Annotated in this window: 12 protein-coding genes; all 12 read left to right on the forward strand. The window is 49.3% G+C overall.

The features are described from left to right. The first annotated feature begins 41 nt into the window (after positions 1-41). The 12 genes from dcm to KGMB01110_RS10000 all read left to right on the forward strand — a co-directional run bounded on the left by dcm (position 42) and on the right by KGMB01110_RS10000 (position 15,448). Positions 42-1,343, forward strand: coding sequence for a DNA (cytosine-5-)-methyltransferase (gene dcm / locus KGMB01110_RS09945; RefSeq protein WP_179963262.1), 1,302 nt, complete (start codon positions 42-44; stop codon positions 1,341-1,343). Positions 1,344-1,348: 5 nt separating this feature from the next. After that, entirely contained in the window at positions 1,349-2,299 is a 951-nt protein-coding gene (locus KGMB01110_RS09950) for an amidoligase family protein (RefSeq protein WP_119299169.1), read from the forward strand. 85 nt (positions 2,300-2,384) lie between these two features. Beyond that, entirely contained in the window at positions 2,385-8,714 is a 6,330-nt protein-coding gene (locus tag KGMB01110_RS09955) for a SpaA isopeptide-forming pilin-related protein (RefSeq protein ID WP_119299171.1), read from the forward strand. A 34-nt stretch (positions 8,715-8,748) separates the two neighbouring features. Next, positions 8,749-9,210, forward strand: coding sequence for a gamma-glutamylcyclotransferase family protein (locus KGMB01110_RS09960; RefSeq protein ID WP_006428280.1), 462 nt, complete (start codon positions 8,749-8,751; stop codon positions 9,208-9,210). Further along, the gene (locus KGMB01110_RS09965; RefSeq protein WP_119298165.1) at positions 9,207-10,004 is read left to right on the forward strand and encodes a class B sortase; all 798 of its coding nucleotides are present in this window, start codon (positions 9,207-9,209) and stop codon (positions 10,002-10,004) included. The genes KGMB01110_RS09960 and KGMB01110_RS09965 overlap by 4 nt, the downstream gene beginning before the upstream one ends. Positions 10,005-10,238: 234 nt before the next feature. Then, complete coding sequence (gene metK, locus KGMB01110_RS09970) at positions 10,239-11,399, forward strand: methionine adenosyltransferase (protein ID WP_119299173.1); 1,161 nt, start codon at positions 10,239-10,241, stop codon at positions 11,397-11,399. Next, a complete protein-coding gene (locus KGMB01110_RS09975) occupies positions 11,399-12,364 on the forward strand; it encodes a DUF3991 domain-containing protein (protein ID WP_119298166.1) in 966 nt (321 codons plus the stop codon). The genes metK and KGMB01110_RS09975 overlap by 1 nt, the downstream gene beginning before the upstream one ends. Positions 12,365-12,368: 4 nt before the next feature. Further along, positions 12,369-13,142: a hypothetical protein gene (locus tag KGMB01110_RS09980; protein WP_243112777.1), complete on the forward strand. Its 774-nt coding sequence runs from the start codon at positions 12,369-12,371 to the stop codon at positions 13,140-13,142. 66 nt (positions 13,143-13,208) lie between these two features. Beyond that, positions 13,209-14,021 (forward strand): DNA-methyltransferase, encoded by an 813-nt coding sequence (locus tag KGMB01110_RS09985; RefSeq protein WP_015513369.1) that lies wholly within the window; start codon positions 13,209-13,211, stop codon positions 14,019-14,021. A 148-nt stretch (positions 14,022-14,169) separates the two neighbouring features. Continuing rightward, positions 14,170-14,493, forward strand: coding sequence for a DUF7768 domain-containing protein (locus tag KGMB01110_RS09990; protein WP_408631094.1), 324 nt, complete (start codon positions 14,170-14,172; stop codon positions 14,491-14,493). Positions 14,494-14,635: 142 nt separating this feature from the next. Then, a complete protein-coding gene (locus KGMB01110_RS09995; RefSeq protein ID WP_025577043.1) occupies positions 14,636-15,013 on the forward strand; it encodes a DUF3789 domain-containing protein in 378 nt (125 codons plus the stop codon). A gap of 126 nt (positions 15,014-15,139) precedes the next feature. Next, positions 15,140-15,448 carry a plasmid mobilization protein gene (locus tag KGMB01110_RS10000; protein WP_019162193.1) on the forward strand — a complete coding sequence of 103 codons (309 nt, stop codon included), beginning with the start codon at positions 15,140-15,142 and terminating at the stop codon, positions 15,446-15,448.

Below are 15,448 nucleotides of genomic sequence, written 5' to 3' on the forward strand. Positions count from 1 at the left end.
TGCAGAGAAATCTGCACTGTTTTTTTCGCAGCGAAGGGAGGCTGATAGCCGGAACAATTCGATTTTTTGACCTGTTCAGTGGAATCGGAGGATTCCGAGAAGGGCTGCACAGGGCAGGGGGCTTCACCTGTGTCGGACACTGTGAAGCAGATGCATATGCAGATCACAACTACCGGGTGCTGTTTGATACGGAAGGAGAGTGGTTCTGCAATGACGCAAGAAATATTGAAACAGAACGAATGCCGGACTTTGATCTTTTATGTGCGGGATTTCCTTGCCAGGCATTCTCAATTGCTGGACGAAGGGAAGGATTTGCCGATGCAAGAGGAACCCTTTTCTTTGAAGTTGCCAGACTGGTTGCAGACAAACGACCTGCGTATTTTCTCCTTGAAAACGTACCCGGTCTGCTTTCGCATGACAAAGGGCGGACGTTTCACACCATCCTCAGTACGCTATCTGAACTGGGGTATCATGTCGAATGGAAAGTGCTTAACAGCAAGGATTTCGGAGTCCCCCAGTCAAGGAAGCGGGTGTATATTGTCGGATATCTTGATGGAAGATGTGCCGGAAAAATATTACCTTTCCCAAAAGCAAATGGAACAGCTCTTATACAAGTCCATGCTGGCAAACAGGGAGAAAGAGTCTACGCAGAAGAAGGACTGAGCTGCACGCTGACCAGCGGGGCTGGTGGTATGGGCGGCAAGACCGGATTATACGAAGTCGGTATCCCAATCAAGGAAAACACCCGAAAAGGATACAAGATGGCCTACGAGGGGGACAGCATCGATCTCGGATATCCGGGAATCAACAGCCGCAGGGGAAGAGTCGGGCATGAGATCGCCCATACCCTGACGACCGGAAACCAGCAGGGAACACTGCATTTTGTAGATATCTCCCCTCCGCCGCTGGTGACAGACGTTGCAAGATGTCTGAATACCAGACAGGATTCCAGCATCCATAACCACAGGGGCGAAAGTTCCGGGGTGCTGGTGGAAGAACCGCCAAGGGCAGTGCTGACACCGGCCAGGGAAAAAGTCCGCCAGAATGGAAGAAGGATGAAAGAACCGGAAGAGCCAATGTTCACCATTACGGCAACTGACCGTCATGGAGTGATTTACCACGGCAGAATCCGCAGGCTGACGCCAAGGGAGTGTCTGCGGCTGCAGGGATACCGGGATGGTCAGATTTCCAAGATGGAAAAAGAAACATCGGATAACCAGCTTTACAAGCAGGCCGGTAATGGTGTCACTGTCAATGTCATTGAAGCAATAGGCAGAAATTTGAAAGCAGTAGATGAAGAGATCCAAAGCGGCTCACCTGTTCCAGAAGCGAAGGGTGGGTGAAGCAGATCGACCTAAAAGACCAGTATTTTGGTACAGAGATTGAGATGACAGGTATCAGCCGCTATGATGCGGCTGTTGCGATTGGAAGAATGTTCGGAACAGAGCCATATCATATCCGTTCTTACGATTCCTGGTGTGTAAAAGATTCAGATGGAAAAACGTGGAAATTTTCAAGGGACAGCAGTATCGACTGTGAAAGGCTGGCAAATGGTACTGTAATAGATGCCGATGGAGATTATTCGACAGAAATGGTATCCCCGAAATTGGAATATTCGGAAATGGGGAAACTCCAGGAAGTGGTGCGGTGTGTCAAAAACGCAGGTGCTTTTGTCAATTCATCCTGTGGCATGCATGTCCATGTGGACGCATCCAATCATACACCAAGGAGTCTGAAAAATGCACTGACGATCATGTACTGCAAAGAGGATATTCTGTTCAAAGCCTTAAATGTACAGACGAGAAGGGAAGATGAGTATTGTCAGAAAGTCCGTCCTATGGTAGTGGAGAAGATCCGCCGGATGCCAAACAGCACCATCACGATGGAAAAATTCAAAAGGGCATGGTATGAGGGAAATGACGGAAGCTCCGAGCATTACAACTGGACAAGGTATTATGCCTTAAATCTACATGCTGTTTTTTCCAAGGGAACACTGGAATGGCGTTGTTTTGAAAGCACCCTCCATGCAGGAAAAGTCCGGTCAAACATTACGCTGGCACTTGCCATATCCGCACAGGCGGTCAACCAGTCCTGTACCCATGCCAAAAAGACGGAGATCGGGGATAACCCGGCATTTACATTCCGTACCTTTTTGCTCCGCCTCGGACTAATCGGGGACGAATACAAAAATGTGCGGAAGCATCTGCTTGCTAACCTGGACGGCGATAAAGCATGGCGGTATGACAAAAGCACCTATGCCTGTCTGCAGAAGCCAGGACGGACAGCGGACGCAAGATAACAGAATAACGAGAACAGACAGGCCGGGTGGGAACATCCGGCTGTTCTTATGAGAAATGAAGAAAAATAAGAAAGAGGTAGAAAACATGAAGAGCAAATATCGATTCAGGCGGATCCTTTCAGGGGTGATGGCGGCAGTCACCATCTTATCCACGGTCATTTCACCGTTGACCGTTTATGCTTCGGAAGAGCCGAAAACGGCAGAACCGCCAGCTTATGAATCCGTAAAAGATCTGCTGGATGAAGAGGAAGTGGTAAAAGCCAACAATCTGGAGCTGGAAGTCGGACAGGAGTTTGATGTTTCCAGTGACCGCACGAATCTGGAAATCAAGGACGAAAGCAAAGTCAAAGTGACATTCCAGAAAGCAGAGAGTGACGCCGGGGAGAGTTTCAGCACCAGCCATGCAGACACTTACCATGCCGTTTATTATGTGGAGCCAGTCAACCAGAACCACCCGGTTTATCAGATTGGGAGAAACCTGATCGTAAAAGAGCCTGTGGCAGCGTCTCAGAGTGAACCACAGACAGAACAGGCAGTTACAGAAGAGGATACAGGTTCTGATGATGAGGAAGCTGCCTCGCAGGAAGAAACTGAGACAGAGCCTGTAGAGACAGAAATTGTTGAGCCGGAGACAGCTGAATCTGAAACAGAAGAACCGGAAGAAACAGAACCCGAATTTCAGGACGGACTTTCCGAATCCGAGTTTGATGCTCCATTAGAGGAATCCGAAACGGAAAATACAACCGATGAAGAATCCGGGCTGACACTCAGCGATGTTCTGGAGCAGGCAGGGGAACAGGATATTGACCTGATGGCAATGGAAGATGGGGAAACCGTTTCATTCACTGCAGTCAATACCAGTACAAGAGCAACACAGGACGTAGATGTGACAAGAGGGGCTGCATACTATTATGCAGACTACGGTCTGGGTTCCTACGTAACTTATAAATATACCGTAAAATTTGGAAACGTGTCTGCAACTGCCTACTGTGTGCAGCCGTCCAAGGCAGGACCTGGGGATGGTGTCTATAAGATCACCAAACTGGGTGACAGCAAAGCACTGGCAAAAGTATGCTACTACGGCACAAAAGCATCCGGCGAAAATGGATTTTTCTCAGAGAAACATCCTGATTTTTCCGCTGGAAAACAGTTTATCATTGTCCATCTGGCTGCGTCTTATGCCAATAACAGTAGTGACGCTTTTTCCGGTACGAATGCAAACGGACAGGCTCTGGCAATGGAACTCTACAATTATTGCATGAGCCAGCCGGAGATACCGGAAGTGGACATGAGTTTCTCCAATGCAAATGTTACCGCATATATCAGCGGCAACAGCCAGAGAACAGAAGAGATCACCTTCAAGGCATCCGAACTGCAGACCATCACCATGAAGCTGCCGTCCGGTGTCAAACTGCATAATGTGACAACGGGAAAAACAAGCAGTGCAGGTGCATCCGTGGAGATCTGCGGCGGTACCAAATTCTACTTATCTGCACCGCTGACACAGGCAGTGGATGTCAAAGGGGAATGGTCTGTCACCATGAAGGGAAGCATCATCAAAGATTATTCCGCTTATAAGATCACAACCGGAAGCGAGACACAGGACCTTGCCCTGGTATTTGGCGAGGGTGTGACCGATGAGAAATATGTAGATTTTAAAGTATCATGGGTAAAACAGGCAACTCTGGAGATCGTAAAGAAAGACCGTAAGAGCAACAAAGCCATCGCAGGTGCAGTTTATGGCGTTTACAGTGACAAGGATGGAAAGAACCTGATCACAAAGATGCCGGCCACAGATGCCAACGGAGCTTCCAGCGTTACGATCACCAAAACACAGGATACCGTATACCTGAAAGAAATCTCCGTACCAAACGGATATCTGCTGGATACCAAAGCCTACGATGTGAAACTGGTCATCGGGGATACCGTAAAACAGACCGTTACCGATGCAGAGCAGATGGCAAGCCTGACCGTTTACAAATTAGGCGAAGTCCTGACCGGAGCAAAGGTGACCGATGATGGTGTTTCCTTTGTTTATACAGAGCAGAAACAAAAAGGCGCGGTTTACAACGTTTATGCTGCAGAGGACATTGTATCCGCAGACGGAACAATCATCTACAAAAAAGATGCACTGGTGAAAGCCGGACTCACCACCGGGGATGACGGAAGTGCCACACTGGATAAGCTATATCTGGGGAAATATGTGGTAAAAGAAATGCAGGCACCACAAAATCTGGTATGCACTGGTGAAAGCCAGGAGATCACCCTTTCCTATGCCGGAAGTAATGTGGAAAAGGTCATGGGAAGCGTGACATTCAAAAATGACCGCCAGAAAGCAAGCGTGAGTGTATACAAACAGGATAAAGAAACCAGGAAATATCTTCCGGGCGGCACTTATGGTCTGTATGCCGGAAATGACATCAAAGCAGCGGACGGAACCATTGTGGTCAAGAAAGATACTCTCATTGAGAAAGCAGTGACCGGAACAGACGGAAAAGCCGTATATCAGGCAGACCTGCCAATCGCCAACAGCTACTACATGAAAGAGCTGGGTGCACCAGCTGGATATGTGAGAAACGGCGAGGATGTGTACTCCTTTACCTTCCAGTACACAACAGACAAAGAGGCAACGGTTTCTTTCAACCATACGTTCCAGAATGAGCGGATCAATGCGAAGATCAAACTGGTAAAAGAGGATTCCGAAACCGGAAAGACCGCACAGGGAGATGCAACACTTGAGGGTGCTGTTTACGGATTGTATGCCCGTGAAGATATCGTACATCCAGATGGACAGACAGGTGTTCTTTACCCGGCAGGAACACAGATTGCAACCCTGACTACGGATACAGAGGGAAATGCAGAAGTCGCAGACCTCTATCTCGGAAAGTATTACGTTAAAGAACTGACTCCGCCTGTCGGATATCTGGCAGACACGGAAGAACATGATCTGGAGTGTAATGACGAGGGAGATCTGGTTCAGACGGTAGAACGTACCGCAACTTCTCTGGAAGATGTGATCAAACAGCCGTTCCAGGTCATTAAAGCAGCCAACAATGGTAAGACCGATGCCGATCTGTTAAAAGGTGTGGGATTCAGTGCATATCTGGAGAGCAGCCTGAAGAAAAATAAGGACGGTTCCTATGACTTTGCATCTGCTACTCCGGTCGTGCTGACCGCAGACGGACAGACAGAAATGTTCACGGATGAGCGTGGATATGCATGCTCCATTCCGCTTGCATACGGAACCTACATTGTAAGGGAGACCACCACACCGCACAACTTCAAACTAGTCGATGACTTTAAGGTTGTGATCTCGGAAAACAATCCGGATCAGCCGCAGGTATGGCGTGTGCTTCTGGACGAAGAGTTTGAAGCAAAATTAAAGATCGTCAAAAAAGATGACGAGACAAAGAAATCTGTCCTGGTTCCGAATACCGAGTTTAAAGTATACAATCTGGATAACAAGAAATATGTGGAACAGGTGACCACTTACCCATCTACTACGGTACATAAATCTTATTTTACGGATGAGAATGGATACCTGATCCTGCCACAGAATCTGGCTTGTGGAAATTACCGCATCGAAGAAGTGACTGCACCGGATGGATACACCCACAGTGCCAATACCGTGGAAATCAAGGTAGACAGCGATACCGCATACCAGGAAGATCCGGTCAGCGGTGACCTGATCATCGAGGTGGAATTCGAGAACCACCCGGCAAAAGGCAGACTGACCATCCACAAGGAAGGCGAAGTAGTCAAAGGTTTTGATAAAGATTTTACTTATGAGGAAGCCAGCCTTGCAGGAGCCGTGTTTGAAGTTTACGCCTCCGAGGATATCTATACCGCAGACCATCAGACAGATGAGAACGGCAACCGTTATCTGGAATATGCCAAGGACACACTGGTGGCAACGGTAACGACCGATGAAACCGGAAGTGCCGTAATCGAGAATCTTCCGCTCGGAAAATACCGTGTAGAAGAGAAAAAAGCACCGGAAGGATACACCTGGAATGCCAAAGGAGAAGAGGTAACCTTTACCTATGCCGGACAGGATACCCCGGTTGTAGACGAAGAAGTGACATTTACCAATGAACGCCAGAAGGTAAGCATCACCGTGGAAAAACAGGATGCAGAAACCGGAAGCGTGGTAGCTGGAGCCGTCTTTGGTCTTTATAATAAGAATGAGATCAAATCCGATGACAATGTAATCGTGAAAGCGGACACCTTATTACAGGAGATTACAAGCGATGAAAAGGGACAGGCACACTTCACCCTGGACCTGCCGCTTGGAACTTATTATGTAAAAGAAATTTCTGCACCGGACGGTTTTGTATCCTCTGATGAGGTACTGGAATTTGATGCCACCTATCAGGGACAAGACATCCAGACCATTAAACTGAAATCGATTAAGAAGAACCAGCCGACGACCATCGAGGTGACAAAATCCGATCTGACCACAGGCGTGGAGTTGAACGGAGCATCCCTTTCTGTTCTGGATGAGGATGGAAACGTGATCGACAGCTGGACTTCCGTAAAGGATGAGCCTCATGTGATCAAATATCTGACTGTTGGAAAAACCTATATCCTCCGTGAATCCCTTGCACCGCATGGTTATTTAAAGACTACGGATGTGAAATTCACCATCGAGGATACCGCAGAAATACAGAAAGTGGAAATGCAGGACCATGTACCGAAAGCACTGCTGATCGTAAACAAGAAGGGCGAATTCCTTGATAAGATCACCCTGCTGGATAACGTCAAAGGTGTTGTGGAACATTTCTTTGAGTACATTACAGGAAGCCTGACAGACGTTACCTTCGAAATCCGTGCTGCCGAAGATATCAAAGCAGCTGATGGCGTAAGCCCGGACTATTATTCCAAGGACGAACTGGTAGCAACTGTAACTACCGATGCAAACGGTGTTGCAGAAGTATCTGACCTTCCGGTTGGAAAATATTATGTCAAAGAGGTAGGCACAGCATATGGTTATATCCTGGATGAAGAACCACGATATGTAGATCTTTCCTACCGCGATCAGGATACCCCGGTTGTCGTATACGATGAGGACTGGCAGAACAACCGCCAGAAGGTGAAAGTGAACGTCCTGAAGAAAGAAAAGGATACCGACCGTGTATTAAAAGGCGGCATCTTTGGATTGTACACTAGGAACGACATCCTGTCCGCATCTGGAAAGGTGCTGATGGAAGCAGATACCCTGATCGAGTTAAAAACAACAGATGTAGATGGAAAGATTTCCTTTATTGCAGACCTGCCGATTGACGGAACCTATTATGTGAAGGAGCTGTATGCACCGGATGGATTTGTCACTACCGGAGAAGAACAGGAATTTGTTTTTGAGTACCAGGGAGACAAAGAAGCAGAAGTGTCCTATGAGTTCGTATTTGAAGATGAGCCGACAACCGTGGAACTTTCCAAAACCGATCTGACCACAGGCGAGGAACTGCCGGGAGCCAGATTACAGCTGACGGATGAAAACGGGGCTGTTGTTGAGGAATGGACATCCACCAAGGAGCCGCACATCATCAAAGAATTGGTTGTAGGAAAATCGTACACCCTGACAGAAACCAAGCCGGCCGATGGATATGCCACTGCGGAAAGCATCACATTCACCGTGGAGAATACTGTAGAGATCCAGAAACAGGTAATGGAAGATGATGTGACCAAAGTGGAGATCAGCAAAACGGATATTACCGGAGATAATGAGATCGAAGGAGCCAAACTGACCATCACAGATGAAAATGGCAATATCGTAGAAACCTGGACTTCCGGTAAAGAGCCGCATTATATCGAAAAACTTCCAATCGGTAAATACACCCTGAAAGAAGAGCAGGCTCCAAACGGTTATGTCGTTTCGGAAGAGATCACCTTCGAGGTGGCAGACACCGCAGAGATCCAGAAGGTAGCCATGAAAGATGATACCGCAAAGGGACGTCTGATCATTGAGAAAACGGACAAGGATACCGGAGCTGCACTGAAAGGTGCGGAATTTGAATTGAGGGATGCCGATGGCAAAGTGGTAGAAACCCTGACCACTGATGAAAACGGTCATGCAACCAGCGGACTGCTTGCAATCGGAACTTATAAGGATGGCAAATTTGATAAGGCAGCCACTTATTATCTGGTTGAGACCAAAGCACCGGAAGGATATCAGCTGGATGAGACCAAGCATGAAGTGACATTTACTTATGTAGATGACAAAACCCCAGTGATTGAAGTCATCCAGAAAGTGACGAACGAGAAGTTGCCGGAGGACACCCCGTCTGTAAGTAACCCGAAAACAGGCGATGACACCAACCTCTGGATTCCGGCCCTGTGCCTGATCCTTTCCACCGGCGGTCTGATCGGCATGGGTGTGGCATCCAGAAGAAAGAAGAAAAAAGGGGGCAGATAGGCTGAAACAATTATATTTTGCGTATGGAAGCAACATGGATCTGGACCAGATGGCATATCGGTGCCCAAAGGCGGAGGTGGTAGAAACCGTCCGCCTGGAGGGGTATCGGCTGACCTTTGCAGCCGCAGGAAGCGGTCTTGCCACCATCTTCCCGGAAGAGGGAAGCCATGTGGACGGCGTCCTCTGGTCACTGACCGGGGACTGCGAAAAGAGCCTGGATCTTTATGAAGGCTATCCTGATTTTTACGACAAACAGGAAATCACCGTCAAGAATAAAGGCGGAAGAGAGATCAAAGCCATTGTCTATATCATGACAAAAGATTACATGCAGAACTTTAATCCGCCCGGACGGTCGTACCTGACCGGAATCTTAAAGGGCTGCAGGCAGAATCAGATCCCAACAGAACCAATCCTGAAAGCAGCAAGGAAACCGCCTGTGCCGGGACAGACACAGAAGAGTCAGCCAAAGAAGAGAAAAGCCGGACAGGAACGATGAAAATCGTGAAAAAACTTTTTCAAGCGGTATGTCTTGCTGCTCTTTTCTTAAGTGCCGGATTTCTGATTTACCACATGGTATATCTTCCAATGGAAAACAAAAAGCTGGTGGCAGAGCTGAAAGGGAATTTCCCGGAGCCGGAAGCTCCGGGAGCCTCAGGCTCTGAAAAGAAAGACCAACCAGCTGGAAGAAAATGCCCGGTGGCTACGGTAGACCTTGTTACTCTTCGGAAACAATACCTGGATGTGCAGGGATGGCTGACGATACCAGATACCGGAATCGATTACCCGGTGCTTCAGTCCGAACAGGAGAATGGGGAGTTTTACCTGAAACGGAATTACAAAAAGGAATATGACATCAACGGAAGCCTGTTTTTACAGGCAGACTGCAAAGTGTCTGAAAGTCGGAACCTTATCATTTACGGTCACAACATGAACAGTGGGGCAATGTTCGGAAATCTGGATTTCTATGCAGATGAAACATATTATCAGGAGCATCCCTTTGCTTATCTTCAGACAGAGGATAGCATTCAGGAATATCGAATTGTCACGGTGCTGAAAGCAGACAGGAATTTGTTCCCGTTCCAGCAGAAACTTCCAGATGTGGCGGCAGTGCAGGAGTACTTAAAAGCAGCTAAGCAGAGGGAAGTGTTCGAAACCGGAGATGATTACCTGAAGTGTATATACGATAAGGTTTTGACGCTCGTCACGTGTTCATATGAATGGAGAGGTGCCAGGAACATCGTCCTGGCGGTGCCGGTTTCCGGGGCAGTGTGGAGTCAGAAGTGTTCGTAAGTACCCGAAAAGTGCAGAAAATGAGACAAATAATGACCGCACGGGCAGGGATGTGTTCAAAACAGGGGGATTATGTAAGGGTGTGCATTGGTAGTATTTAGGTTGAAAAAAGTGTCTGAAAGTACCAGAAAAGTGCAGAATGTGAGACAACTTATAACCCAGATCCGGCAGAAAGTGTTCCAGAAAGGAGCGTTTCCTGCCGTTATTATTTACTTGGAAAGGATGGTAACGATTATGAAACGATTTTATACAGCAGAATCCGTAACAGAAGGACATCCGGATAAGCTCTGCGACCTGATCGCAGACAGCATTCTGGATGCGTGTCTGAAAGAGGACGAAAATTCCAGGGTGGCCTGCGAGGTGCTGGCGACCAAAGGGAACATCATTGTGGCAGGAGAGATTACCAGCCGATTTGAGCCACAGGTGTTTGAAATCATCAAAAAGGTGCTGGAGAGTGCAGGCTATGAAGCAGAGGAAATCCACATGGATGCCCTCATCCACAAACAGAGTCCGGATATCGCCGGGGCAGTGGAGAGATCCAGAGAACGCAGAGCAGGGACTGTTTCTGTTCAGAGCGGACTTGCCAGCGGTGCCGGGGATCAGGGCATCATGATTGGCTACGCCTGTGATGAGACGCCGCAGCTCATGCCAATGCCAGTGGTTTTGGCGAACCGCATTGTGAGGGAACTGTCTGCAAGCCGCAGAAGTGGATATATCACGGGAATCCTGTCAGACGGAAAGGCACAGGTGACCGTGGAATACGAAGATGACAGACCTGTCCGTCTGGATACGGTCGTTGTGTCCTGTCAGCATGAAAAGGAAAAATCTCTTCGGAAGCTGGAGCATGAGATCCGGGAGAAAGTGTTACGCCCGGCACTCCGTATGCTGCCACCGGATGAGGATACCAAGATCCTGATTAACCCATCGGGCAGATTTGTGTGCGGAGGTCTGGATGCAGACACCGGACTGACCGGAAGGAAACTAATGGTGGATACCTACGGCAGCCTGGTACCGCATGGCGGCGGTGCATTCTCCGGGAAGGATTGTTCCAAAGTTGACCGTTCCGGGGCGTACATGGCCCGTTACATCGCCAAAAACATGGTAGCTGCCGGACTTGCCAGCCGATGCCAGGTGTCCCTTGCCTATGCCATCGGGGTTGCCCAGCCAGTCATGGTGCAGGTGGATACCTTTGGAACGGGAAAGATCTGTGCGGATGACTGCCTCGCCGCAGCGATCCCTCTGGTGTTCGGGCTTACCCCAAGCCAGATCTGTGACACCCTGCACCTGAAGCGGCCAATCTACCGACAGAGTGCGGTGTTCGGGCATTTTGGAAGAAAGGAATTCCCGTGGGAGAAAACGGATAAGGCAGAGCAGCTCCGGGATACCGTGATGTAATGCCGTGGATTCCGGAAGAAGAGATCAAACGGGCAAGGGAAATCACCGCCATTGAGTACCTGAAGAAATACCAGCCGAACCGCCTGAAAAAATCTTCAGCCAGAAATGAATGGGAGCTGACAGACCACGATAGCTTTAAAATCAACGAGCTCACCAGCCAGTGGCACTGGAAATCCAGAGATATCGGGGGAACCAGTGCCTTAAATTTCCTGATCCATGTAGATGGGTGTTCCTTTCTGGAGGCAGTGCAAATGCTGAAAGATGAGTATCCCACCTACATCCCTCCGCCTGTGGAGACAAAGCCCAAAAAGCTGTTTGTCCTGCCGCCAGCCAGCCCGGACTGCCGCAGGGTGTTCCGATATCTGAAAGAGCGCGGAATCAGTGGAGAGGTCTTACAGCAGTGTGTTCATCTGGGAATCCTCTATGAGAGCCTGCCCTATCACAATGCTGTGTTCGTAGGCCGGGACGAAAATCAGGTGGCAAGATATGCTTTCCTGCGTGGGATTTACGATGCCAGCGGAAAGGCTTTTAAGATGGAACAGGCTGGAAGCGAAAAGGCATACGCTTTTTGTGTTCCGGCACAAACAGGATGCAGACGGGTTGCCGTTTATGAAGCCTGTGTGGATGTGCTGGCTCACATGACACTGGAACAGGGAAGCCGGGATAAGTACCGTCTGGAGCTTGGCGGGATCAGCGCACCAAAAGAAGGGCAGAGCCAGCGGAGCATGAAAAAGCCGCAGGCATTGGAACATTTTCTGTCCCAGCACCCGGAGATCACCGAGATCGAAGTGTGTACCGACAATGACTTTGCCGGACGGTGGGCGTGTGAACATATCCGAAAAGCCTACGAGGGAAGCTATCGGATCATCGAGAACCTGCCGGAAATCGAAGGGGCAGACTGGGCAGACATGGCAAAAATGGCTGCCCGTACACCGGAGAAACGGCAGAATAGGGAAGCGAGGTGATGCTTTGAAAGATAAAATAGAAGTGGAAATGCTGTCACCTCTGATGGCAGAGTTTATTCCGGACTATTCAGATATTGTGGATCTGGATGATGCGGAGCCATTGGAAGGACCTGACCTGGTGCAGTATCAGACATCCATCGCAGAAAAGGTTGACGAGATCAATCGGCTCGGTATGCCTGACAACCAGCCATGCAACCTGATCGATTATTTTGACCAAAACAAGGACATTAAGGAAAAAGTGGAACGCATTACAATGGCGGTAAAGGAACAGGAGGGCGTTTTATATGGCTGTGCAAACCTGACACTCCGGGAGAATCTGACACCAGAGGAATACCGTGTGGTGGGGCAGTATCTGAGAGGGCAGTACAGCGATGGCTGGGGAGAAAGTATGGAACAGCGGGAGATCAAGGTAGACGGTGGTGAATTATACTTACATTTCTATGTTGGTGCCGGCTCGGATTTCCAGATACTGGTGAAAGCACCGGAAAACGGTGTGCAGGAAAAGCAGCCGGAACAAAAGCCGTCCCGTCCAGAACTTAAGCTCTTAGGGCATGACGGAAATATTTTCTCAATCCTTGGGGATGCCGCAAGACTGCTTAGACGTGCCGGGATGTCCGAACAGGCCAACGAAATGGCGGATCGTGTCCACAAGAGCAGCAATTACTATGAAGCGCTGGGAATCATCAGCGAATACGTGGAAACCGAGCTGTCGGACCACCGTGAACAGCCCAGAACGCCAAGAAAAGAAACACTGAAAAAAGAGGATACCTGCCGATGAGCAGTTCCATAAAGAAAAGCACTTCCAGAGAAATCTGGAAAATAAGCGACCGAAAGGATGATGCCTATGGGAAATACCCTGAAACTTGAAGATCTTTTAAAACCGGACTGTGTGCCGGATGAGTCTGCCGGAGGGGAGAACTGGCGTATCCTGCATGGAGATACCTTAAAACTGGTCAAAGGATTCCAGCCGGGGATCTTTGATGCAGTTATAACCGATCCGCCCTATGCGTCCGGGGGAACCAAGCAGAACGAACGCAACCGAACTACCAACCAGAAGTACAGCAGCATGAAAGCAGAAAATGCCCTGCCGGATTTTGATGGGGATAATAAAGACCAGCGTTCCTGGACCCACTGGATGGCAGAATGGCTGTACGATGTGCGGAAAGCCTGCAAGAGAGGGGCTCCGATCTGCCTCTTTATTGACTGGAGACAGTATCCGTCCATCACCGATGCCCTCCAGTGGGCAGGGTGGATCTGGAGAGGGACTGCCGTCTGGGACAAGGGGAACTCCCGTCCGCAGAAAGGCAGATTCCGCCAGCAGGCAGAATATATTGTATGGGGAAGCAACGGACCGATGCCGATCAACCGCCCGGTGTCCTGCCTTCCGGGTGTGTTCCGTTATGGGAATCCCCAGAACCGCATCCATGTGACAGAAAAGCCGCTCCAGCTGATGAAGGATGTCATCCAGATCTGTGAGCCGGGCGGCCTGATCTTAGACCCGTTTGCCGGAGCTGGTACTACCATCCTTGCGGCGGCAGAGTCGGGGTTTCAGGCAGTCGGCATTGAAGTGACCGATGCGTATTATAAGCTGGGAAGCGACCGTGTCCGCATTGCACTGGAAGCTGGGGAAGAAGCGGAAAACAAAGAACCACAGTAGCCGGATGTCTGGCAGACATCTGAAAAAGAGAAGAAAAGAATCCAGATGTCCACAAGACATCCACAGAGCGGAATGCTTTGTGGGTGTTTCTTTTTGGAAAAACGCCGGGCAGAGGAAACCTGTCCGGCCAGGAAAGGAGATGGTCGTATTGGAACAGGCACTTGCTTATGTCTGCTGTTCTGCAGAAGAAGGAAAGACCAAAGTACAGCGGTACTGCCGGAAGATCTACGAACTGGGATATGTGCCGATCTGCTCGCAGTACAGCTTTTCCCCATTCCTTGATGACGGGGATGCAGAGGATATGCAGGCCATGCGGAGAATGTCCCACCAGATCTTAAGGCGGTGCAGGATGGTGGTTGTCTGCGGAAAAGAGACCACCGGGACGATGAACACGGAGATCAGCATGGCTGACAGACTCCATATCATCTGTACCACACTGGATGGGTTGAGCAAAATCAAGGAAAATGAATGATTCAGAAAAACGACTGGTTCAGAGGGGACGAAACCGGATGCGACTGGTTTTGCAAGCATAGCGTTTGGATATCCAAACGCACTTTGGGGAGAACCCCAATCCCCCATACCGAGCCGTAAACAGACGAAAGGAGAACGAAAAAATGTTGGGATTTATACTTGGCACAATGACCGGAGGAGTAATGGGCGTTTTTGCAATGTGTCTTTTCATAGCTGGAAAACGTGAGGATGAGGCACTGGAGCGGTGCCGGATGAAACCAAAGGAGATCATTGACCACGGCGTGTGCATCTGTTTTGTAAACAGCCAGGGAGAGGAACTGTTCCGTCTGGCAGACGGGGAAAGCCTTGTGCAGAATGCCCCAAATGGAGAGCGGAACGTATCCACCTGCCACTATCTGGATGCCGATTCTGCTATGATTGATGGGAAAAAATGGAACCTCCTGGAATTCGCAAAAGAGATGGAAAAGAGAGGGATCATGTTCGCCCCGATGGAGCTGTGCCAGGTATCGGAAAGGGGGTGAGGCCCATATGAAGAAAAAGATCATTGCTGCAGCGGTAGCCATCGGCGTCCTGGCAGGTTTCCTGATCTGGAAAAATCGTGAAATGTAATGACGCAACCAATAACCCGTTGGAAAGCAGGTGAAGAGATGAGAAAAAGGAACCATGTGATACCAGTCCGCCTCAATGCAAAAGAGCTGCGTTTTCTGGAAGAGCAGGTAGAAAAAAGCGGCCTGTCCCGTGAGGAATACATCCGTTCCATTGTCATGGGTGGCGAAGTCCGGGCAAGACCCTGTGAGCATCATACGGAGCTTTTGCGGAAAATATCCGGTCTGTGCAACAACGCCAATCAGCTTGCCCATGTAGCCAACGGCTGTGGGATGGCCGGGGAAGAGAGTATCCGGGAAATGCTCCGCATGACGAAAGAGACATGGAGGCTGGTCAAAGAGGAATGGTAG

Origin of the sequence: Mediterraneibacter butyricigenes, from assembly GCF_003574295.1 — a bacterium.
GTDB lineage: Bacteria > Bacillota > Clostridia > Lachnospirales > Lachnospiraceae > Mediterraneibacter_A > Mediterraneibacter_A butyricigenes.

Bases quoted from the DNA above. Each gene is read 5' to 3' on its own strand.
- KGMB01110_RS09955 (WP_119299171.1), top strand. From the start codon at position 2,385: ATGAAGAGCAAATATCGATTCAGGCGGATCCTTTCAGGGGTGATGGCG.
- KGMB01110_RS09960 (WP_006428280.1), top strand. From the start codon at position 8,749: ATGGATCTGGACCAGATGGCATATCGGTGCCCAAAGGCGGAGGTGGTA.
- KGMB01110_RS09965 (WP_119298165.1), top strand. From the start codon at position 9,207: ATGAAAATCGTGAAAAAACTTTTTCAAGCGGTATGTCTTGCTGCTCTT.
- metK (WP_119299173.1), top strand. From the start codon at position 10,239: ATGAAACGATTTTATACAGCAGAATCCGTAACAGAAGGACATCCGGAT.
- KGMB01110_RS09975 (WP_119298166.1), top strand. From the start codon at position 11,399: ATGCCGTGGATTCCGGAAGAAGAGATCAAACGGGCAAGGGAAATCACC.
- KGMB01110_RS09985 (WP_015513369.1), top strand. From the start codon at position 13,209: ATGGGAAATACCCTGAAACTTGAAGATCTTTTAAAACCGGACTGTGTG.
- KGMB01110_RS09995 (WP_025577043.1), top strand. From the start codon at position 14,636: ATGTTGGGATTTATACTTGGCACAATGACCGGAGGAGTAATGGGCGTT.
- KGMB01110_RS10000 (WP_019162193.1), top strand. From the start codon at position 15,140: ATGAGAAAAAGGAACCATGTGATACCAGTCCGCCTCAATGCAAAAGAG.